This window comes from Musicola keenii (assembly GCF_014855505.1).
In the GTDB taxonomy this organism is placed as follows: domain Bacteria; phylum Pseudomonadota; class Gammaproteobacteria; order Enterobacterales; family Enterobacteriaceae; genus Musicola; species Musicola paradisiaca.
In genome coordinates, this window is record NZ_JAAWVW010000021.1 from 1 (window position 1) to 20,696 (window position 20,696).

The 20,696-nt window shown below is 53.7% G+C and carries 17 protein-coding genes and 6 tRNA genes; 10 read left to right on the top strand and 13 right to left on the bottom strand.

Features of this window, described 5'->3' with window-relative positions; genetic code table 11:
* Window positions 1–167: 167 nt before the first annotated feature.
* Complete coding sequence (grcA, locus tag HEP82_RS17070) at window positions 168–551, bottom strand: autonomous glycyl radical cofactor GrcA (RefSeq protein WP_192459182.1); 384 nt, start codon at window positions 549–551, stop codon at window positions 168–170.
* Window positions 552–923: 372 nt separating this feature from the next.
* On the opposite strand from grcA, the gene ung reads away from it, so the two are divergent.
* Window positions 924–1,610, top strand: coding sequence for a uracil-DNA glycosylase (gene ung / locus HEP82_RS17075; protein WP_192459221.1), 687 nt, complete (start codon window positions 924–926; stop codon window positions 1,608–1,610).
* A gap of 139 nt (window positions 1,611–1,749) precedes the next feature.
* Here ung and HEP82_RS17080 read toward each other — a convergent pair.
* Both HEP82_RS17080 and HEP82_RS17085 read right to left on the bottom strand, forming a co-directional pair.
* Window positions 1,750–1,825, bottom strand: a tRNA-Ala gene (locus tag HEP82_RS17080).
* A gap of 42 nt (window positions 1,826–1,867) precedes the next feature.
* Window positions 1,868–1,943 (bottom strand) — tRNA-Ala (locus HEP82_RS17085).
* 272 nt (window positions 1,944–2,215) lie between these two features.
* Between HEP82_RS17085 and HEP82_RS17090 the strand changes: the two genes are divergently transcribed.
* Complete coding sequence (locus HEP82_RS17090; RefSeq protein WP_192459183.1) at window positions 2,216–3,484, top strand: O-acetylhomoserine aminocarboxypropyltransferase/cysteine synthase family protein; 1,269 nt, start codon at window positions 2,216–2,218, stop codon at window positions 3,482–3,484.
* Between the two features lie 57 nt (window positions 3,485–3,541).
* Here HEP82_RS17090 and gltX read toward each other — a convergent pair whose 3' ends face one another.
* The gene (gene gltX, locus HEP82_RS17095) at window positions 3,542–4,960 is read right to left on the bottom strand and encodes a glutamate--tRNA ligase (RefSeq protein WP_192459184.1); all 1,419 of its coding nucleotides are present in this window, start codon (window positions 4,958–4,960) and stop codon (window positions 3,542–3,544) included.
* A 266-nt stretch (window positions 4,961–5,226) separates the two neighbouring features.
* On the opposite strand from gltX, the gene HEP82_RS17100 reads away from it, so the two are divergent.
* From HEP82_RS17100 to HEP82_RS17120, 5 genes are all read left to right on the top strand, one after another.
* Window positions 5,227–5,302, top strand: a tRNA-Val gene (locus tag HEP82_RS17100).
* Between the two features lie 52 nt (window positions 5,303–5,354).
* Window positions 5,355–5,430, top strand: a tRNA-Val gene (locus HEP82_RS17105).
* Between the two features lie 35 nt (window positions 5,431–5,465).
* Window positions 5,466–5,541: transfer RNA gene (locus tag HEP82_RS17110), tRNA-Val, on the top strand.
* A 7-nt stretch (window positions 5,542–5,548) separates the two neighbouring features.
* A tRNA-Lys gene (locus HEP82_RS17115) sits at window positions 5,549–5,624 on the top strand.
* A 462-nt stretch (window positions 5,625–6,086) separates the two neighbouring features.
* The gene (locus tag HEP82_RS17120) at window positions 6,087–6,521 is read left to right on the top strand and encodes a DoxX family protein (RefSeq protein ID WP_192459222.1); all 435 of its coding nucleotides are present in this window, start codon (window positions 6,087–6,089) and stop codon (window positions 6,519–6,521) included.
* 57 nt (window positions 6,522–6,578) lie between these two features.
* On the opposite strand, the gene HEP82_RS17125 is transcribed toward HEP82_RS17120, so the two are convergent.
* The 7 genes from HEP82_RS17125 to dgt form a co-directional block, all read right to left on the bottom strand.
* Complete coding sequence (locus tag HEP82_RS17125; protein WP_192459185.1) at window positions 6,579–7,571, bottom strand: sulfate/molybdate ABC transporter ATP-binding protein; 993 nt, start codon at window positions 7,569–7,571, stop codon at window positions 6,579–6,581.
* Window positions 7,561–8,445, bottom strand: coding sequence for a sulfate ABC transporter permease subunit CysW (cysW, locus tag HEP82_RS17130; protein WP_192459186.1), 885 nt, complete (start codon window positions 8,443–8,445; stop codon window positions 7,561–7,563). The genes HEP82_RS17125 and cysW overlap by 11 nt, the downstream gene beginning before the upstream one ends.
* Window positions 8,446–8,454: 9 nt before the next feature.
* Complete coding sequence (cysT, locus tag HEP82_RS17135; RefSeq protein ID WP_192459187.1) at window positions 8,455–9,267, bottom strand: sulfate ABC transporter permease subunit CysT; 813 nt, start codon at window positions 9,265–9,267, stop codon at window positions 8,455–8,457.
* Between the two features lie 100 nt (window positions 9,268–9,367).
* A complete protein-coding gene (locus HEP82_RS17140) occupies window positions 9,368–10,372 on the bottom strand; it encodes a sulfate ABC transporter substrate-binding protein (protein WP_192459223.1) in 1,005 nt (334 codons plus the stop codon).
* Window positions 10,373–10,740: 368 nt separating this feature from the next.
* Complete coding sequence (locus tag HEP82_RS17145; protein ID WP_192459188.1) at window positions 10,741–11,898, bottom strand: CdaR family transcriptional regulator; 1,158 nt, start codon at window positions 11,896–11,898, stop codon at window positions 10,741–10,743.
* 278 nt (window positions 11,899–12,176) lie between these two features.
* On the bottom strand, window positions 12,177–13,607 hold the full coding sequence (gene degP / locus HEP82_RS17150) for a serine endoprotease DegP (RefSeq protein WP_192459189.1): 1,431 nt from the start codon (window positions 13,605–13,607) through the stop codon (window positions 12,177–12,179).
* A gap of 334 nt (window positions 13,608–13,941) precedes the next feature.
* Window positions 13,942–15,456 carry a dGTPase gene (dgt, locus tag HEP82_RS17155; RefSeq protein ID WP_192459190.1) on the bottom strand — a complete coding sequence of 505 codons (1,515 nt, stop codon included), beginning with the start codon at window positions 15,454–15,456 and terminating at the stop codon, window positions 13,942–13,944.
* Window positions 15,457–15,598: 142 nt separating this feature from the next.
* Here dgt and mtnN point away from each other — a divergent pair, with 142 nt between their 5' ends.
* Both mtnN and btuF read left to right on the top strand, forming a co-directional pair.
* On the top strand, window positions 15,599–16,300 hold the full coding sequence (mtnN, locus tag HEP82_RS17160; protein ID WP_192459191.1) for a 5'-methylthioadenosine/S-adenosylhomocysteine nucleosidase: 702 nt from the start codon (window positions 15,599–15,601) through the stop codon (window positions 16,298–16,300).
* A gap of 13 nt (window positions 16,301–16,313) precedes the next feature.
* Entirely contained in the window at window positions 16,314–17,150 is an 837-nt protein-coding gene (btuF, locus tag HEP82_RS17165; RefSeq protein ID WP_192459192.1) for a vitamin B12 ABC transporter substrate-binding protein BtuF, read from the top strand.
* Between the two features lie 74 nt (window positions 17,151–17,224).
* Here btuF and erpA read toward each other — a convergent pair whose 3' ends face one another.
* Window positions 17,225–17,569, bottom strand: coding sequence for an iron-sulfur cluster insertion protein ErpA (gene erpA / locus HEP82_RS17170; protein WP_015854491.1), 345 nt, complete (start codon window positions 17,567–17,569; stop codon window positions 17,225–17,227).
* Between the two features lie 84 nt (window positions 17,570–17,653).
* The gene (gene clcA, locus HEP82_RS17175; RefSeq protein WP_192459193.1) at window positions 17,654–19,036 is read right to left on the bottom strand and encodes a H(+)/Cl(-) exchange transporter ClcA; all 1,383 of its coding nucleotides are present in this window, start codon (window positions 19,034–19,036) and stop codon (window positions 17,654–17,656) included.
* A 232-nt stretch (window positions 19,037–19,268) separates the two neighbouring features.
* Between clcA and hemL the strand changes: the two genes are divergently transcribed.
* Window positions 19,269–20,549, top strand: a complete 1,281-nt coding sequence (hemL, locus tag HEP82_RS17180; RefSeq protein WP_192459194.1) for a glutamate-1-semialdehyde 2,1-aminomutase — start codon at window positions 19,269–19,271, stop codon at window positions 20,547–20,549.
* Window positions 20,550–20,696 lie beyond the last annotated feature (147 nt).

A 20,696-nucleotide genomic window follows, 5' to 3' on the forward strand; every position in this document is an offset into this window, starting at 1 on the left:
GTAAGGTTGATAATGCCGAGGGCCTGTGAAAGTTCCATTAAAAAGGGTCCATGTGAAGACATGAACCCTTTTTACATCAGCCACCGGATCGGTCAACCGATCCTTAAACGATCGGCATTAGCCTATCGGCTCCCTCTTTTTGTTTTCAAATCGATACCCGTAATAACTTACAGACTTTCCGTAAAAGTACGGGTGATAACGTCACGCTGCTGTTCCGGCGTCAGTGAATTGAAACGGACGGCATAACCGGATACGCGAATAGTCAACTGAGGATACTTTTCCGGGTGCTTTACTGCATCTTCCAGCGTTTCACGACGCAGAACATTAACGTTCAGATGCTGTCCTCCTTCAACGCGAACCTGCGGCTTCACTTCGAGCGGAACTTCGCGGTATTCGAATTGGCCCAGATCGCTGACGGCGATTACCTGATCTTCGCTAAAACCAGATTTTGCACAAACACAACGCGCCTGGGATTTTTCGTCATCCAGCAACCAAAAAGAATTAACCAGGGCGTTGTTGTTTGCTTTAGTGATTTGAATACCTGTAATCATAAGGCCTCCGTGGGCAGCATCGTTTTGCCTAAAAGAAAAGGGCCGCACCCTGCAACAAACGCCAATATTCATTAACATCAGCATTAACGCGGCCAGATTTGTTCTCTTATATACCAGCCCATTGATGGGCAATCCTTGATTTAAATCAATTTTAAAAAATCAAAACAAGGGCCATTGAGCATAAATAATTGTTTCACATCAATTTTACCCAGAACAATTAATTAAATATTTTTTGTAAATTTTCAATTTTTTTTGCATTGCAACAATGACTTCGGCAAATCAGACACCTTCAGGTTTTACCTGCAGTGCAAGGGACGGTAAGCTACTCGCCTTTAATCAGCTCCTCTTCTTTGAACATGTAAAAGGCACATGATGGCAACTTCCCTGACCTGGCACGATGTGTTGGCACAAGAGAAACAGCAACCTTATTTCGCCCAAACAATGACGTTCGTTCACCAAGAACGAGCCGCAGGCAAAGTGATTTATCCTCCACAGAAAGACGTCTTCAATGCATTCCGCTTTACAGAGTTTCACGCGGTGAAGGTCGTCATTCTTGGCCAGGATCCCTATCACGGCCCAAATCAGGCACACGGGCTGTCTTTCTCGGTGCGTCCCGGCGTACCGGCCCCCCCATCGCTGGTCAATATCTATAAGGAACTTGCCAACGATATCCCCGGCTTCACCATTCCCGCTCACGGTTTCCTGCAAAGTTGGGCGCAACAAGGGGTATTACTGCTCAATACCGTGTTGACGGTAGAAGCAGGGAAAGCACACTCGCATGCCAATCTTGGGTGGGAAACCTTTACCGATAAGGTCATTGAGACACTGAATGCGCATCGTGAAGGCGTCGTGTTTTTACTATGGGGTTCACACGCGCAGAAAAAAGGCAGCATTATCGACCCTAAACGCCACCATGTGTTGAAAGCACCTCACCCCTCCCCACTTTCCGCCCACCGTGGTTTTTTAGGATGCAGGCATTTCTCAAAAGCCAATGCCTTGTTGGAACAACAGGGAGATACACCGATAGATTGGACTCCTCAATTACCGGAAAGGGAATAACGGCGTCAGCCATTGTCCCCTTCGTCGGATCAATGGCTGATATCGTTAGATATTCTGCAGACAACGCGACGCAAGGATTAAGGATTAAGGATTAAGGATTAAGGATTAAGGAGACGACATGAAGTATTACGGAAGAATTTGGTGGAGCTAAGCGGGATCGAACCGCTGACCTCTTGCATGCCATGCAAGCGCTCTCCCAGCTGAGCTATAGCCCCACACCTGGGTCAACCCATGAAACATCCAAACAGTGCGCTGTTTGGTGGAGCTAAGCGGGATCGAACCGCTGACCTCTTGCATGCCATGCAAGCGCTCTCCCAGCTGAGCTATAGCCCCGTTTCATACGCTGTATCGTGTGAACGGGGCGGATAATATGCAACGCTATCCGTGCTGTCAACGCCAAAATCAATTTCCCTGACCGAACGCTGAAAAAGCCGTCAAAACCAGCTGATAAGACCATCGGCTCCACAGATATCAACCAGATTAACGTCATTTGTCATCACTCACGGCAAAACTGATTTTTCGATTACTTTATGAGTAAAAAGTCTTTTTGATTATCGGTAAAACATCAACAATACATTTTCCTTATTACTATGGAGTGCCTTGAAGTGAAAGATGCAACCATCGCCCTACACCATGGTTTTCGCGCCGACCCCGTCACCAAAGCCGTAGCCGTACCGATTTACCAGAACGTCGCATTTGAATTCGATAACGCGCAGCATGGCGCAGACCTGTTCAATCTTGAGGTTCCAGGCAATATTTACACCCGCATCATGAACCCGACCAACGATGTGCTGGAACAACGTCTCGCAGCGCTGGAGGGCGGTATCGCCGCATTGGTGGTTTCAGCCGGTAGTGCGGCCATTGCCTATGCGATTCAGACGCTGACCCGTCAGGGAGATAACATCGTTTCCACGCCTCAGCTTTATGGCGGCACCTATACGCTATTCGCCCACATGCTGCCCAGTTTCGGCGTCGAAGTCCGTTTCGCCAGCGATGATTCTCCCGACGCTATCGAAAAGCTGATTGATGACAAAACTCGGCTGGTTTATTGCGAAAGCATCGGCAACCCAGCGGGGAATATTGTAGATTTGGAAGGGTTTGCGAACGTCGCCCACCGCCATGGGATTCCGCTGGTTGTGGATAACACCGTGGCATCTCCGGTACTGTGTAAACCCATCCAGTTTGGCGCTGACATTGTGGTTCACTCCATCACCAAATATGTCGGGGGGCATGGCAATTCGTTGGGCGGCGTCATTGTCGATGCCGGCACCTTCCCCTGGCAGCAGTACCCGGAAAAATTCCCCGGGTTGAATCACCCTGAGCCGGCTTACCACGGTGTGGTCTACACAGAGACATTCGGCTCCGCTGCCTTTATCGCCAGAGCGCGCACTGTACCATTGCGCAACACCGGCGCAGCATTATCACCCACGAATGCCTTCCTGCTTCTGCAAGGGCTGGAAACGCTGTCGCTACGCATGGAGCGGCATGTAGAAAATGCCCGTAAAGTTGCTGAATATCTGCAATCACATCCCAAGGTCGGCTGGGTGAGCTATGCCGGGCTGCCCGATCATGCACATTACGCGCTGGCTCAAAAGTATATGAAGGGTACCCCCTCAGCGATCCTCTCTTTCGGGTTGAAAGAGGGTTATGAAGCGGGCGTCCGTTTCTACGATGCGCTCAACATATTCAAACGGCTGGTAAATATTGGCGATGCGAAATCGCTGGCCTGCCACCCAGCCTCAACGACACATAGACAGATGACGGAAGAAGAACAAGCCAAGGCGGGAGTAAAACCGGAGATGATTCGGTTATCCGTCGGCATAGAAGCAATAGAGGATTTGCTGGACGACCTTGAACAGGCGCTGAATGCCTGACGCCATTAGACAAAAAACCCTGGCAAGCCAGGGTTCTCATGCGCATTCGACAGCAAATTACTGCGCCTGTGCCTCACGCTCAGCGATAAAAGCAAGCGCCCGATCTATGCGCGTCAGTGAGCGGGCCTGACCAACCGCATGCACGGTTGCGTCTACAGCCGGAGACTGACCGATACCTGTCACCGCGACGCGCAACGGCATGCCGACTTTCCCCATACCTTGCTGTAGTTCATCAGCCGTTCCCTGAATCGCATGATGAATATTTTCCACCGTCCAATCCGTGATAGCCGCAAGCTTGACGCGCACCAACTCCAACGGCTGGCGGGCAACCGGTCGTAGGTGTTTTTTGGCCGCATCGGCATCAAACTCGTCGAACTCCTCATAGAAGTAACGACATGAAGCGGCAATTTCCTTCAGCGTCTTGCAACGTTCGCCCAGCAGCGTCACCAACTCGCTCAATTGTGGGCCGCAGCGAGTATCAATCCCTGCCTGCTCTATATGCCAGGAAAGGTGAGTCGCCACATACTCAGGTGCCAAATGGTTAATGTAATGATGGTTCAGCCACAACAATTTTTCGGTATTAAATGCACTGGCGGATTTGCTGACCGCATCCAGAGAGAACAATTGCTTCATCTCGTCGATAGAGAAAATTTCCTGATCACCGTGGGCCCATCCCAAACGCACCAGATAATTGAGCAACGCCTCCGGCAGATAGCCGTCATCACGGTATTGCATCACACCAACAGCGCCATGACGTTTGGACAATTTTTTACCGTCGTCGCCCAGAATCATAGATACATGTGCATATTCCGGCACCGGAGCGCCTAATGCCTTCAGGATATTAATCTGCCGCGGCGTGTTGTTGATATGGTCTTCCCCACGAATCACATGTGTGATTTCCATATCCCAGTCATCAATAACCACACAGAAGTTATAAGTGGGTGAACCATCAGTGCGACGAATAATCAGATCATCCAATTCCTGATTGCTGAACTCGATCGGGCCGCGAATAGTGTCATTAAACACGACGGAACCATCTTGTGGATTACGAAAGCGCACGACATGCGGCTCATCTGCGGCATGATGTTCATGAGAATCGCGGCAACACCCGTCATAGCGCGGCTTTTCACCTTTCGCCATCTGATCTTCACGCAGCGTTTCCAAGCGCTCTTTGGAGCAATAACATTTATATGCCGTACCATTCTCCAGCATTTGATCGATAACCGCGTTATAGCGATCAAAACGCTTGGTTTGATAATACGGACCTTCATCCCAATTCAGGTTCAGCCAATTCATACCATCCATGATGGCGTCAATGGCTTCCTTGGTTGAGCGCTCCAAATCGGTATCTTCAATACGCAATACAAACTCACCACCGTGACTACGGGCGAATAACCAGGAATAGAGCGCAGTACGCGCACCGCCGACATGAAGATAACCAGTAGGACTTGGCGCAAAACGTGTTTTGATTTTCATTGGGATTACAGCCTTATTACGTAACGGCTATCAATAATATCCGGTACGGGGTTACGAAAAAGTGGGCAATATTCTACCACTCTACCTTGAATCCTCAACGCCATAACAACGCCGCGAGGCCTGTTGCAACAGCAAAACGTGCAAGAATTCAACGACAACGCATACAAACACGGCATTTCGCCTAATTTTACGACGAACAGTGATTTTCATCTGAAAAAGCGTTGACTCACTTTGAACTATCCCTATAATGCGACTCCACACAGCGAGGGTGATTAGCTCAGCTGGGAGAGCACCTCCCTTACAAGGAGGGGGTCGGCGGTTCGATCCCGTCATCACCCACCACTTAAACAACTTTGTGAGAGTGTCCCGCTGTGAAGAATTCAAGTTGATATGTGGGTGATTAGCTCAGCTGGGAGAGCACCTCCCTTACAAGGAGGGGGTCGGCGGTTCGATCCCGTCATCACCCACCACATATCGCCAGCGCCTTGAATCTTGAATTAGAAGTGGGTGATTAGCTCAGCTGGGAGAGCACCTCCCTTACAAGGAGGGGGTCGGCGGTTCGATCCCGTCATCACCCACCACTTCTATGGGTCGTTAGCTCAGTCGGTAGAGCAGTTGACTTTTAATCAATTGGTCGCAGGTTCGAATCCTGCACGACCCACCAATTAAATGCTTTTCATCATCATTTCTTATCGCCCATCATCAAGCCGTCAACGTCATTACGCCTATTATTCATTTTATTTTAAATATATTGCCGGATTCAGCGCTGCTATTGGATTGACGGTGTTTTATATCGTCGGGAAGAAGGATATTTCACCTTCCCATCAAATTCTTGTACCGTACAAATTGCCATGCTGGCAGAAAAAATAGCGCGAAATACCTCCTTCAATCTCCGAAAACACAGTCCATACACCATTGAAAATCGGTTCCCTCTCCGCTTCAGCGACGATCCTGACCAGAAAGCCCCAGAAAAACGACTGTTTAGCCAATAGGCTTTTATTTATTGCTCCGCGCCTGTAAAGCAAATTTTTTGACGAGGTATGTCAAATGTATTTGTTTTTTATTCCGTAGTGAAACTAAGACACTAGCGCCGTACGCAGAACCATTGTCCACAAAGGAAACCATGATGATCGTCAAGGCAAACAAATTTTTTACAGGTTTAACCCATCATCCTGACGCCGGCAAATTGCTACTGCGTCTGACTGTCGGTATCTTGCTGCTATTTCATGGAGTGGCAAAAATCGAGAATGGCGTGGGCTGGATTGCCGGCATGCTGGCCAAACAAGGGCTGCCGGGCTTTATCGCCTACGGTGCTTATATTGGTGAAATCATTGCGCCGGTGCTGATTATTCTGGGTCTCTTTACCCGCATTTCCGCCGCCGTGGTTGCCTTTAATCTGTTGATCGCCACCTTACTGGTGACGCTGGGTAAATTCTTCACCATCACCAACGTCGGCGCATGGGGGCTTGAAGGCGAAGCCTTCTACTTCCTGTGCAGCCTGGTCATCATGCTGCTGGGCAGCGGTCGTTATTCCGTCGCGTCCAACGATGACTATCGCTAAGTTACCCCACTGGTTTTAACGCATAAAAAAACGCCTTTTCAGGCGTTTTTTTATATCTCAAATTTCCCAGTCATAATTATAGCGCTTCGGTCTGAATTGCAGCGTATCACCGCGGCTCAATCCAGACAGCACGTCATCATCATGGGCAATTTCCGCCTCGATAAATTCACTCTGCCCCTCGATTTTCAGCACGACACGCGTCAACGCGCCAAGGGGACGGATATCCTTCACGACCACAGGTTGGAAATCCGCCTGAATCTGCCGAGACAGTAATACCTCATGCGGCCGGAACTGGATCATCTTCTCCCCTCCACCTACCACCAAACGGTTACTATCTCCCAGGAAGCTATAGACAAACTCGCTGGCCGGATGGTTATAAACCTCATACGGCGTCCCGATCTGTTCAATAACGCCTTTATTCATCAGCACGATGCGATCCGCCACTTCCATCGCCTCTTCCTGATCGTGCGTGACAAACACCGACGTCAGGTTGATCTCTTCATGCAATCGGGACAACCAGCGACGCAGTTCCTTGCGCACTTTGGCATCCAGCGCGCCGAAAGGCTCATCCAACAGCAGAATTCGGGGTTCGACAATCAGTGCACGCGCCAGCGCAATACGCTGGCGTTGCCCGCCGGATAATTGCTCCGGATAGCGATCCGCCAGCCAGTCCAACTGCACCATGTTAAGCAGCTCATGGACTTTGACGTCGATCTCGCGCTTCGAAGGGCGTATAGCCTTCGGTTTCATACGCAAACCAAACGCCACATTGTCGAAGACCGTCATATGTCGGAACAACGCATAATGTTGAAAAACGAACCCGACATTGCGATCACGGACATCGTGAACGGAAACATCCTCACCGTGGAACACAATGTTGCCGGTATCCGGTTTTTCCAAACCGGCGATAATGCGCAGCAACGTTGTTTTACCGCACCCGGAAGGGCCAAGCAGCGCGACAAGCTCGCCGCTTTGAATCGCCAGATTGATCTCATTCAATGCCCGAAACTGACCAAACTGCTTATTAATATTGTGAACCTCAATGCTCATTTTTGGTCAGCTCCCGTTGTTCCTCAAATTGTTTTGTCAAACGCATTTCACTCCACTGGCGCAGCAGCAATACCAACAACGACATCACCAGTAGCAGAATCGCCACACTGAAAGCGGCCACAATATTGTATTCGTTGTACAGAATTTCGATGTGCAGCGGCAACGTGTTGGTCAGGCCGCGAATATGCCCCGACACCACAGATACTGCGCCGAATTCTCCCATAGCGCGCGCCGTACACAGCACCACGCCATACACCAATGCCCATTTCACGTTGGGCAAAGTGATATGCCAAAACATCTGCCACCCATTGGCTCCCAACAAACGAGCCGCTTCTTCTTCCTGGCTCCCTTGCTGTTCCATCAGTGGGATCAACTCGCGCGCCACATACGGCAAAGTCACGAAAATTGTTGCCAATACAATGCCGGGCACCGCGTACACGACTTCCAGATGATGCGCAGTCAGGAACGGATACAGTTTACTCTGGGCACCGAACAGCAATACATACATCAGGCCGGTGACGACCGGAGAGACTGAAAACGGCAGATCCAACAACGCCAGCAGTAACGATTTGCCGCGAAACTCAAATTTCGTGACACACCAGGCAACCGCCAGCCCGAAGATCATGTTGAGCGGCACAGAGATCACTGTCGCCAACAATGTCAGTCTGAGCGCAGACAGCGCATCCGGCTCGACAATCGCCGACCAGAAAGCGCCGATGCCTTTGTGCAACCCCTGTGTTACCACCATCAGCAACGGCAGAACAAGAATCAGGAAAAAGACGATCCAAGCCAACGACACCAGAATATAAAACGCTGCCGGACGTCTGCCGGAGGCAGAACGCGCACTGATCGGCACAGAAATGCTTTGATCCATGGTCATCCTTTACAACCTGGGTTGAATACGACGCTGCAGCAAATTTATCAGCAACAACATAATGAACGAGACCACCAGCATGAAGACGCCGATGCCGGTCGCGCCCTTGTAATCGTATTGATCCAATTTGGAGACGATCAATAACGGCAGAATTTCAGTCTTGAACGGAATATTGCCAGCGATGAACACCACTGAACCGTACTCCCCGACGCCGCGAGCGAACGCCAACGCAAAACCGGTAAGCCAGGCTGGCAGGATCGCCGGCAACAACACATGGCGAAATGCCTGCAACGGGTTAGCCCCCAAACAGGCGGCGGCTTCTTCAATTTCTTTGGGGATATCCGCCAGTACCGGCTGCAACGTCCTTACCACGAACGGTAACGTCACGAAGATCAGCGCCAACGTGATCCCCAGGCTGGTATAAGCAATACGAAACGGAAACAGCGAACCAATTAGCCCGGTCGGCGCGTACAGGGATGTCAACGCAATACCGGCCACCGCGGTTGGCAACGCGAAAGGCATATCGATCATGGCATCAATGATTTTACGGCCCGGAAAGCGGTATCTCACCAATACCCATGCCAGCAGAGTGCCCAGAATACCGTTGATAAAAGCCGCCGCCAGTGCGGAGCCGAAGGACAGTTGAAGGGAAACCAACACCTGTCGGCTGGAGATAAGCTGCCAGAACTGGGGAAATGTCAGCTGACTGGCATACAGCAACATCATCGCCATCGGGATCAGCACGACAAGCGCCAAATAGGACAGGCTGAACCCCAGCGTTAAACCAAAACCGGGAATAACCGGCAACATTCTTCTCGACATAAAGCGCCTTTCACCACTACACAGGGCCGACATGCCATGCATGGCATCCAGCGTGACAAAACCGTCCCGATGAGGACGGTTTCAGCAATCCATCAATACGTTATTTATTGATCTGTTTGAAAATAGCGTCGAAGACACCGCCATCATCGAAGAATTTAGGCTGAGCCTGCTTCCAACCGCCAAACTCGCCGTCGATCGTCACCAGTTTCACCGGAGCAAACTGGGATTTAAACTCTTCCGCCACCTTGGCATTACGTGGACGATAGAAGTTTTTCGCGATAATACGTTGAGCCTCTTCGCTATAGAGATAATCCAGGTAGGCTTCCGCCTGTTTACGCGTACCTTTACGTTCCACCACGGCATCCACAACCGCGACCGGCGGTTCCGCCAGAATGGAAATAGAAGGCGTGACGATTTCCAGCTGATCGCCCCCCTGCTCCTGCAGCGACAGGTAAGCTTCGTTTTCCCAGGCAATCAACACATCACCCAACTGGCGTTGCACGAAGCTGATGGTCGCGCCACGCGCGCCGGTATCCAGCACCGGAGCATGCTTGTAAAGCTCAGTCACGAACGTCAACGCACTGTCGTCCGTACCGCCCGGCAAGTGCTTCGCATATGCCCAGGCCGCCAGAAAATTCCAACGCGCACCGCCGGAGGTTTTCGGGTTTGGTGTAATCACCTGTACATCCGGTTTGATCAAATCCCCCCAGTCCTTGATGTGCTTCGGGTTTCCTTTGCGCACCAGAAAGACGATGGCCGAGGTATAAGGCGTACTATTTTCCGGCAGACGCGCCTGCCATTTCGGATCGATCAGCTGCTGATTAAGGTTGAGCGCATCAATATCACCCGCCAACGCCAACGTCACCACATCGGCCTGCAGGCCGTCGATAACCGAGCGTGCCTGTTTACCTGACCCGCCATGCGAATTCCTGATGGTGATATCTTCACCCGTGGTCGCTTTCCAATGTTTGATAAACGCCGCGTTGTATTGCTGATACAGCTCACGGGTCGGATCATAAGAAACATTCAACAGTTCCGTAGCGGCAGAAGCTATTCCGGAAAACAGCAGGGCGGCGGTAGCCAGCGATACTCCCAGACGGCGCATAGACATGAATCCTCACTCCCTAAAAATAGTCATTAATACGATCCGCCCTGACCGCAGGCAGTTAGGCAACCGCGCGCCAGAGAACCGTAACGAGTCATGAATGTCATCGACAACTGACGTTGGCCCGCGATGGGCCGCCGCCGGTTTTTAACTATGGAAGGGACAATAGTGGATAAGGGGGGGAGGACAAAAATACCCTTTAGGGATAATTTATGCAGTCTCGTTATATTGTCATGGCGTTAACCATCATTTTAAATCTAAAAATACGTCGTTAGGGCCATTCACGGCGGGAATAAAATCGCCGCCATGTCCCCATCAGAAGAGGATTGCGCTATGCTGCGCCCCATCGAGACGCATCATGAACTGGATTACTGGTCTTCATCCAATTGCAGCGCGATATACAGCAACAGACGATCATCAAAACTGCTCAAATCCAGACCCGTTAGCTCCGAAATGCGATTGAGACGATACTCCAATGTATTACGGTGAATAAACAATGCCTTGGCCGTAGCCCCCGGCTGAACATTCTGCCGAAACCAGGCATTCAGCGTCCGGCGCAGCAAACCATTGCTATCCATTGCCTTTAGACGCGCCAGCGGGCGCACCAACTCGTTGGCCTGCCAACCGCCGCGCAGGCTGTCGAGCAGTACGGGCAACATCAAATCCTGATAAAAGTAACTACGCTGCGTCGGCATTCGTTGCTTACCGACGCTCATGGTAGTACGTGCAGTACGATAAGAACGGGCGATACTGCCTGGGCCGGAGAAATAGTTCCCCAGCGCCACTCTGACGCGCAAACGGCTACTCTCTTCCATGCGCGAGAGCAGCGTATCCACGCGACGACGATGGTCTTCCGCATCCCAGCGGCCGTGGCTGGTCAACGCGGGCTTCAGCACCACCATTTCCGTCAACGATACAATGGCGATCAGATTGTTCCGTTCCGGTGTCGTCAACAACGTCTGCAGTTGCTGCAGTTCCGCCATAGCGCTATCTACGCCCAGTTGCCCGCTGTCCACTTCCACCACCGCTACCACACGCGGCTGATTCAGATCAATTCCCAGCCGCTGCGCCCATTCCATCAGCGCCGGGGACAATTCATCAGTACGAATCAGGTTCAGCACCAGCTCCTCGCGCAGACGGCTGTCTTGTGCCAGCATGTGCAGCAATCTGGCCTGCTCCAGCATCATCTCCGCAGTCATGCATACCAGTTCGCCATACTGACGCAATTGACCGGGATTACCGGTCAAACCGATGACCCCGACAATCTCGCCATCAATGCGCAACGGCAGGTTGACGCCGGGCCGTACCCCTTGCAGGTGGCGGGCTACCGCTTCGTCAATATCCACCACGCGGCCTTGCGACAATGCCAATAGCGCCCCTTCATGCAATTCCCCAATACGCTCTCTGTCACCGCTACCGATGATGCGCCCTCTTGCATCCATCACATTGATATTGCTATCAATAATCTGCATGGTTCGCGCAACGATATCCTGCGCCAGTTTGGCATTTAGATGGTAGGACGCCATTTCAACCTCAGGAAAGACAGAGACATTTGCACCAGCATAACGTTGTGAATTCCCTCACACATTATGCAAATGCATGAAAACTGGTGTATCGCATAGGATTTGTGGATGAAATCACAAAATAATTGGGAGAACCGGCTGACCGCCGTAGAAAGCAGCTATGTCGGTCAGGCCGCTGGCCCAAGCCTACTCTAAAAGCAAGCCGGGGGAGAGCGATCCCCCGGCAATCCTCCTCGCCTCTCGGTGGTCAAGCGGCAGGCATTCGGCAAATTCAAGTCGATTTATTGAATCAACAGATAAAGTACCGTATCGCCACGACGAATATTCAACGCCAGCACCGGCGGTTTACTGTCAATAATTTTGCGCAGTTCACCAATATTTTCGACAGGCTGTTGATTAACCCCAAGAATGACGTCATCCGGCTTCAGACCAATACGCGCCGCAGCAGAGCCCGGTTTCACCTGGTCGACCCGCACGCCTTTTTGACCGTTGACCTGAGTATTACTCAGTTCGGCCCCTTCAATGGCTGAATTCAGATTTCCCGAAGCCACCTGCGTTTGCGCGCTCTGCTGTAGAGTGACATTCACCGTCACGGGTTTACCATCGCGAATTAACCCCAGCGACAGCGAACTGCCCACCGGCAGAGAGCCGACCTGAGCCCGTAGCGCGGCGAAGCTGCTTATCGCTTTGCCGTTAAGAGAAACAATGACATCCCCGGCTTTGATCCCGGCTTTCGCCGCCGCGGAATTCGGCTGTACCTGGCTGACGAATGCACCGCGCTGAGTATCCAGTTTCATGGCTTTGGAGAGATCGGCGTTCAATTCGGTGCCCAGAATACCCAGTTCACCGCGTTTCACCTCGCCGTATTCCACAATCTGATTGACCAGATTCTTCACAATGTTGCTGGGGATGGCGAAACCGATGCCGACATTACCGCCGCTCGGCGCCAGGATTGCGGTATTCAAACCAATCAGTTCACCATTCAGATTGACCAACGCCCCGCCGGAGTTGCCCCGGTTGATGGCGGCATCCGTCTGAATGAAATCCTCATAGTTTTCAATATTCAGGCCACTGCGACCCAAGGCGGAAATGATGCCGGACGTCGCGGTTTCGCCCAGCCCGTAAGGGTTGCCGATCGCGACCGCATAATCGCCGACGCGCAGTTGATCGGAATCGGCGATATGAATCGCCGTTAGATTGCTGAAATCCTGCAACTGAATCAACGCAACATCCGAGCGCGGATCCTTACCGATCACCTTGGCGTCATACTTACGGCCATCGTTCAGGCGTACCTGGATCTTATCCGCATTATCCACCACATGGTTATTGGTCACGACATAGCCTTTAGCTGCATTGATGATCACCCCGGCGCCCAGCGCCTGAAACGCTTGCTGCGGCGCATCATTCCCCTCCTCATCGTCGCCCTGGCACATCGGCGAGGATTGGAAAGGCGAGCCCTCCTGGCAGAACGGCGAATTTTCACCGAAGAACGGCTGCAACTGCGGCGGCACATTCGCGCGTTTAGCCGCCGCCGTATGTCCATCGACGTAGACATTCACCACGGAGGGCATCACCCGCTCCAGCATCGGTGCCAAACTGGGCAGTTGCGTACTGGAGGAAGAAACCGATTCCGCCGCAGCGGCAGGCAGCGTACCGACAGCCATCGCCAGACTCAGCGCCAGCGCGCTCAACATCAATGATTTTCTTTTCATCGCAATATGTCTCACATTCAGTCAACCGGTAAATATCGGGCGACGCTCGCCTGACGCCGTGTTTATCGTCAGGCGTCAACCGCAGGCCGACAGAGTGGAAATAGCCCACCCGCGCTTCACCCGGAAAGTCGTACTGTATGGACTCACTATGCGCAGTGGAGTTCACCTTCCGCAAGGCAGTGAAGCGTAAGTAAATATTGTCCGAATTTACAAAACTCGCCACGTTTTGCAGCCGCGCGTTGGGCCACACGCCGGGCCACGACACACCTTGTTTTGTGTGCCGACAACCGCGTTAAAAGGCGGTATCGGCGATGCAATAATGACAAAACGCCGTCTAGTCCGCCGCCATCAGCCGACGGTACTCATCGTAAGCGTAGAGGTCGGTCATACCGCTGATGTAATCCAGAATCAGGCGGGCGCGGTAGTAGTATTCCCAGACTTCTTGCTCTGCCGCCGACAGCCTCGCCGTGCCTTCGGTCGCTTCGCAATAGGCCAGGCAGTGTTTGCGCGACAGTTTGTGATAAAGGCGGGTTTCTATGGGGTAGCCGCGGTGCGATTCCTCCGCCACCAGTTTGCGGAAATCCTCATACGGCATGTTCAACAGCGGAGAGTAAATATCCAGCAAGCCGCCAATCACCCGGTATCCTTGCAGTTCCAACTGCTCGACTTCGTGGTGATTAAATACATGTTTCACTGCGACTTCTTTAAAAACCTTTAATAATCTGTTGTGCGGCCCGTCATCTTCCAGCAGGGACTGATTAAAACTGCCGTCAAAAATGGCCGGCAGATTACGGATAAAACGCTGCGCGGCATGGGGCACCAGACTCGCTACGGTATTGACGCGCAAATTCATGAAGAACTGATCGTTTTCGCTGCGCCAGCGGCGACGCGACATCGACTCGAAAGCGCGGCCGATGGTATCGCTGAATAGATCGCCCGGTTTAACATCGCCCCAAACGGCACACATAAACTGGTAGAGACGATCGACAGAGACGATGTCTTTCTCCACCGCATCCTCCAGATCCGCGATGCAATAGGAGATGTCATCCGCCGCTTCCATGATGTAGGTCAGTGGGAAACGCTGATACTCCCCCATATTCAGTTCGCGTCGCAGTGTTCTCACAAACGGCTCTTCCGCCAGATAAAAGCCCGGTTTTTTCATCAGGTAACGATAAGCGGCGGGTACGTCGTCCTGCCAATAGGCCGGCCGGGTGTATTTGAGAATACAGCCGACCTGGGCATAGGTCAGATTCAGTTTCAGCAAGGTATGCACCAACCGAATCGCCTGGGCATTGCCTTCGAAATGGCTGAGATCCTGGCGAATGCGCAATCGAAGCCGGTTCAATTCTTCCTGGCCCGAGCGCAATTGCAGACAGGGCACCTGACAGGCATCCTCCCGGCCGGTATCGGAATGAGCGAACACCGGGTCAAGACGTTGTGTGAACCAGTTATTCAATGCGGCTTCGCCAAAGTGGCCGAACGGCGGATTACCGATATCGTGCATCAGGCAAGCCATCTCCACCAGGCTCTCGAACGGCGTTTCAAACCGCGCCAGTCCCAGCGTCTGAAGTTGGCCGGATTTGCGCAGGCGTTTCATCACCTCCTTGACGATATAGCGCCCCACCTGCTGCACCTCCATCGAATGCGTCAAACGGGAACGCACCGCGGCATTACGCTCCAGCGGGAAGACCTGCGTTTTCTGCTGTAACCGCCGGATGGCGGCGGAGTTGATGATGCGCCCCCGGTCGCTTTCAAACTGGCGAGTAATATCGTCTTCATTCTCGGCGCTAATCGGTTGACTGAACGGACGCTGAAAACTGATCTTCCGCGAAAAATCGATATCAGACATATTTGTTCTCCATCCCATGCTGTGCCTGCGTCATCGCTCCCCCTTCGTCCATCCTGTCGCCGCGTTCTCGCCGCCGCACCAGCCATGATAGACTAGCCGCCATGACACTCCTGTTCTTTCTGGCAAATCTGTGGGGAACCTTATGAAAGTTGGCATTATTGGCGCGATGGAGCAAGAAGTAATCCTGCTGCGGGATCAGATTCAGAACCGCCAGACCTTCCAGCGTGCAGGCTGCGAAATTTACAGCGGCCAGTTGCACGGCGTGGACGTAGCCGTATTGAAATCCGGCATCGGTAAAGTTGCCGCCGCATTAGGTACTACGCTGCTGCTTGAACACGTCCAGCCGGATGTGGTGATCAACACCGGCTCTGCCGGCGGTCTGGCGTCATCGCTGAACGTCGGCGATATCGTGGTTTCCGATGAAGTGCGCTATCACGACGCCGACGTAACCGCCTTCGGGTATGCGCCGGGGCAAATGGCCGGTTGCCCGGCCGCTTTTACCGCCGATGCTGGCCTAATTACACTGGCCCGGCAGTCCATCGCCAGTCTCAAACTGAATGCCGTGAGCGGGCTAGTAGTCAGCGGCGATGCCTTCATCAACGGCAAGGAACCGCTGGCTCGCATTCGTCAGACGTTCCCGCAGGCGATAGCCGTTGAGATGGAAGCCACCGCCATCGGCCATGTCTGCCACCAGTTTGGCGTACCTTTCGTGGTCGTGCGCGCCATATCCGATGTCGCCGATCAGGAATCTCATCTCAGCTTCGACGAATTTCTGGCCACCGCCGCACAGCAATCCACCCAGATGGTGGAACACATGCTGCAATCGCTGGCGCAGCCTCGCTAAATCGCCGTCGAATATGTCTTCGCCATACCGACGCCGTCGTTTCTCTGTATTGATACTGCTGATGCTGTGGTGGTGGTCGCCCGGACAGGCGTCCACCCTCGCTCAGCGGGTGGTCAGTCTGGCGCCGCACGCCACCGAAATGGCTTACGCCGCGGGACTCGGCGCGCAGTTGGTTGGGGTCAGCGCCTGGTCGGATTATCCCGACGCCGCAAAGCATATTGAGCAGGTGGCGAACTGGCAAGGCATCAACATTGAACGCATTCTGGCCTTGAAACCAGATCTGATTCTGGCCTGGCGCGGCGGTAACGCCCAGCGGCCGCTGGAACAACTGGCGGCCTTCGGTATACCGATCGTTTATCTCGACCCGACGACGCTGGAGGATATTCCACGCCAGTTGGATCAACTGGCGGCCTACAGCCCGCACCCTGAGATGGCCAAACAATCGGCTCAGTCGTTCCGGGCACAGTGGCAGGCGCTGGCGCAGCGTTATGCCGCCACCCCGCCGTTGCGGGTATTTCTGCAGTTCGGCACCCAACCGCTGTTCACCTCATCCCGCGCCACATTACAAAGCCAGATTGTAGCCCTGTGCGGCGGCGAGAATATTTTTGCCGATAGCACCGTCTCCTGGCCGCAAGTCAGCCGCGAACAGGTGATTCGCCGTCAGCCGCAGGCCATTGTGATCGGCGCGCCTGTGGATGTGGATATCGAGGGAAAAACGCGCGCATTCTGGCAGCCGGCGCTGGATGTCCGGGTGATTGCGCTAAACGCAGATGAGTTCAGTCGTCCCGGCCCCAGACTGATGCTGGCGGCTAAACAACTGTGTGACAAATTGGCGGTGATACCGCGCTAACACCATGCTGATTTTCACAATAAAAAACCCGTGCGCCCTGAAGGACACGGGTTTTTATTGCAAGACATCAACCGTCAAACGCTGAATGACGAACCACAACCACAGGTTGTTTTAGCGTTAGGGTTATGGACGACAAACCGGGCCCCCTCCAGCCCTTCCGTATAATCCACTGAACCGCCGAGCAGATATTGCAGGCTCATCGGATCCACCACCAGCGACACACCCTGTTTCTCAATGGTCATGTCCCCGTCGTTCACTTTGTCGTCGAACGTAAAACCATACTGGAAACCGCTGCAACCGCCGCCGGTGATATACACCCGGAGTTTCAGTTCTGGATTTTCTTCATCAGCAATCAGGAGTTTCACCTTATTCGCCGCCGCATCGGTAAACTGCAGAGGCAATGCTACATCGTCGCTCATTTCACTTACTCCCAGCCAAATATTGGGCCATACGTTGTCAGCCCCTGTTATATTGTCTCATTATCCACCACCCCTCCAGCGCGTTCAAGGCTTGCCCGATGCTGCCGCGGCGTCAGCCTCCATCTGCCGTTGCAACGTGCGGGCCAAAATCGACGAATACAGCGGTTTACCGCCCAGAAACTGCGCCACCAGCGTAGCGCCGAGGCAAGTAATGATCATCGGTAGAATCAACTGATAGTTATCCGTCATTTCCAGCACCAGTACGATGCCGGTCAACGGCGCACGCACCGAGGCGGCGAATAACGCCCCCATCCCAGCGACGGCGAAGGTTCCAGCGCTCAATCCATAATCGGGGAACACATGGCCGCACGTCATGCCGAAAGCGGCGCCCAACAACGTTCCCAGCGACAACATGGGCGCGAAAATGCCACCCGGCGCGCCGGAGCTAAAACAGAGCAGCGTCATGCCGACTCGCGCAACAAAAATCGCCAACAGCGTGGCAATGCCGTATTGCCCGGCGGCTGCGGCCGGGATCAGCGCAAAACCGCCGCCAGTCGCCTCACTGAATGCCAATGTCAATAAACCGGACACGCCCCCGACCAACGCGCCAATCATCAAAAAACGACGCATGGAATGGCCATGGAAACGGATAAATCGCGCCTGCGCACCCAGTACCAGCGCGTTAAATAAGACACCTACGGCGCCGAACAGCGCACCCAACAGCAGATAAAGCCACAACGTCCCTACCGGCGCCGATGCCAGACGGCCAACATCAATAACCGCTTCATCCCCTTGGAAAAACCGGTACACGATGCTGGCCATAATCACGCCGATAAATACCGCTTTGATGGAAATCAGGTTATAGCGGAACTGCGGGCGCATCTCTTCAATAATGAACAGAATACCCGCCAACGGCGCATTGAATGCAGCGGTCAGCCCGGCTGCCGCCCCAGTCGCCAGCAACGAATGACGAATATCGGCACGGCGCAACGGGAACAGATCCGCCACCATGCCGCCGACATTCCCACCGATCTGTACCGTCGGCCCTTCACGTCCCAGCACCATACCCGCGCCCAGCGTCCCCATACCGCCGAAAAACTTCACCGGCAACACCCGCCACCAGCGCACCGGGCGCATATCCTCCAGTGCGCCTTCGATTTCCGGAATGCCGGAACCGCCGGCTTCCGGTGCAAAACGACGCACCAGCCAGTACCCCGTCATCGCCAGTAATGCCGAGACTATCATCGCTATCGGCCAGATCCAGTAAGAGCCGGCCCATCCGGATAACCATTCGGTTCGTGATTGGTACACCCAATTCACCGCCTGATTAAAACCCACACCGACGAAACCGACCAACGTACCCGTGATCGCCGCCAATATCAGAATAAGTGCCGGCGTTTTATCGCGCCGAAGAATACGACGGATGGCATCACGCCGTATCGGTACAGCAACAGAAGAAGAAAACATGTCGTTATCAGAAAAAAGCCAAACATGGCGAAACATTCTAGAGTCTCAATCCCGGCCTTGCCCAGCATAAAACACGTTGATCCGGCAGCGAAATGTAGCCAATGATTTCACCGCATCATCCCTCTCTCCATCTATTTCTTTTAGACACAACGCATTGCGAAGGGACACAGGGTGTATCACTCGATTAGAATGAGCGCCACCGCTATGCAATTCTTCAAGTCAGGGATCCGTAATGAATAAATCTGAAAGTCTGTATGCCGACGCGCGGCAGTTGATTCCCGGCGGCGTCAACTCGCCGGTGCGCGCATTCAACGGCGTCGGCGGCGTACCGCTGTTTATCGAACGGGCCGAAGGCGCCAGACTCTATGACGCAGACGGCAAGGCCTATATCGACTATGTCGGATCCTGGGGGCCGATGGTGCTGGGCCATAACCATCCGGCGATCCGTCAGGCGGTGATCGCCGCTGCCGAGCGCGGCCTGAGTTTTGGCGCACCAACCGAAATGGAAGTCACCATGGCACGGTTGGTGACGTCGCTGGTGCCGAGTATAGACATGGTGCGCATGGTCAACTCAGGTACCGAAGCCACCATGAGCGCGATTCGACTGGCGCGTGGTTTTACCGGTCGCGACAAAATCATCAAATTCGAGGGCTGCTACCACGGTCATGCCGATTGCCTGCTGGTCAAAGCGGGTTCCGGCGCGCTGACGCTGGGCCAACCCAACTCGCCCGGCGTACCGGCTGATTTCGCCCGTCATACGCTGACTTGCACCTACAACGACCTGGCTTCGGTTCGTGCGGCGTTCGAGCAATACCCACAAGACATCGCCGCCATTATCGTCGAACCGGTCGCCGGCAATATGAACTGCGTACCACCGCTGCCGGCGTTTCTGCCGGGGCTGCGGGCGCTGTGCGACGAATTCGGCGCACTGCTGATTATTGATGAAGTGATGACCGGGTTCCGCGTGGCGCTGGGCGGCGCGCAAGCCTATTACGGCGTCAAACCTGATCTAACCTGTCTGGGTAAAATTATCGGCGGTGGGATGCCGGTCGGCGCATTCGGCGGCCGGCGCGACGTCATGGAAGCACTGGCGCCGACCGGGCCGGTCTATCAGGCCGGTACGCTGTCAGGCAACCCTATCGCCATGGCGGCCGGTTTCGCCTGCCTGACCGAGGTCGCCAAGCCCGGCGTACACCAGCAATTGACCGCGTTAACCCAACAATTGGCTCAGGGGCTGCTGGATGCGGCCCATGCGGAAAATATTCCGCTGGTCGTCAATCACGTCGGCGGCATGTTTGGCCTGTTCTTCACCGACGCCAAACGTATCGCCAGCTATCAGGATGTGTTGATGTGCGATGTGGAACGTTTCAAGCGATTCTTCCACCTGATGCTGGCGGAAGGCGTCTATCTGGCACCGTCCGCCTTTGAAGCCGGGTTCATGTCGCTGGCGCACAGCGAGCAGGATATCGAGCAAACCGTCGCCGCCGCTCGTCGTTGCTTCGCCCAGTTGTAACGCATCGCCAGGTTGCCGCACGCCAATGCGGCGGGCCGATTTGCCCCGCCGCGTTTTCTTTACCAGACCGCTTCGGCATCACCGGCTGACCGTTGAGTTGCATACCCTCAGGTCAGGCGACGAACGTGATAACCCACACACCGCAAT

Excerpts from the sequence above, each read along its gene's own strand:
- grcA (WP_192459182.1), bottom strand. The coding sequence starts at position 551 with ATGATTACAGGTATTCAAATCACTAAAGCAAACAACAACGCCCTGGTT.
- ung (WP_192459221.1), top strand. The coding sequence starts at position 924 with ATGGCAACTTCCCTGACCTGGCACGATGTGTTGGCACAAGAGAAACAG.
- gltX (WP_192459184.1), bottom strand. The coding sequence starts at position 4,960 with ATGAAAATCAAAACACGTTTTGCGCCAAGTCCTACTGGTTATCTTCAT.
- HEP82_RS17120 (WP_192459222.1), top strand. The coding sequence starts at position 6,087 with ATGATCGTCAAGGCAAACAAATTTTTTACAGGTTTAACCCATCATCCT.
- HEP82_RS17125 (WP_192459185.1), bottom strand. The coding sequence starts at position 7,571 with ATGAGCATTGAGGTTCACAATATTAATAAGCAGTTTGGTCAGTTTCGG.
- cysW (WP_192459186.1), bottom strand. The coding sequence starts at position 8,445 with ATGGATCAAAGCATTTCTGTGCCGATCAGTGCGCGTTCTGCCTCCGGC.
- cysT (WP_192459187.1), bottom strand. The coding sequence starts at position 9,267 with ATGTCGAGAAGAATGTTGCCGGTTATTCCCGGTTTTGGTTTAACGCTG.
- HEP82_RS17140 (WP_192459223.1), bottom strand. The coding sequence starts at position 10,372 with ATGCGCCGTCTGGGAGTATCGCTGGCTACCGCCGCCCTGCTGTTTTCC.
- HEP82_RS17145 (WP_192459188.1), bottom strand. The coding sequence starts at position 11,898 with ATGGCGTCCTACCATCTAAATGCCAAACTGGCGCAGGATATCGTTGCG.
- degP (WP_192459189.1), bottom strand. The coding sequence starts at position 13,607 with ATGAAAAGAAAATCATTGATGTTGAGCGCGCTGGCGCTGAGTCTGGCG.
- dgt (WP_192459190.1), bottom strand. The coding sequence starts at position 15,456 with ATGTCTGATATCGATTTTTCGCGGAAGATCAGTTTTCAGCGTCCGTTC.
- mtnN (WP_192459191.1), top strand. The coding sequence starts at position 15,599 with ATGAAAGTTGGCATTATTGGCGCGATGGAGCAAGAAGTAATCCTGCTG.
- btuF (WP_192459192.1), top strand. The coding sequence starts at position 16,314 with ATGTCTTCGCCATACCGACGCCGTCGTTTCTCTGTATTGATACTGCTG.
- erpA (WP_015854491.1), bottom strand. The coding sequence starts at position 17,569 with ATGAGCGACGATGTAGCATTGCCTCTGCAGTTTACCGATGCGGCGGCG.
- clcA (WP_192459193.1), bottom strand. The coding sequence starts at position 19,036 with ATGTTTTCTTCTTCTGTTGCTGTACCGATACGGCGTGATGCCATCCGT.
- hemL (WP_192459194.1), top strand. The coding sequence starts at position 19,269 with ATGAATAAATCTGAAAGTCTGTATGCCGACGCGCGGCAGTTGATTCCC.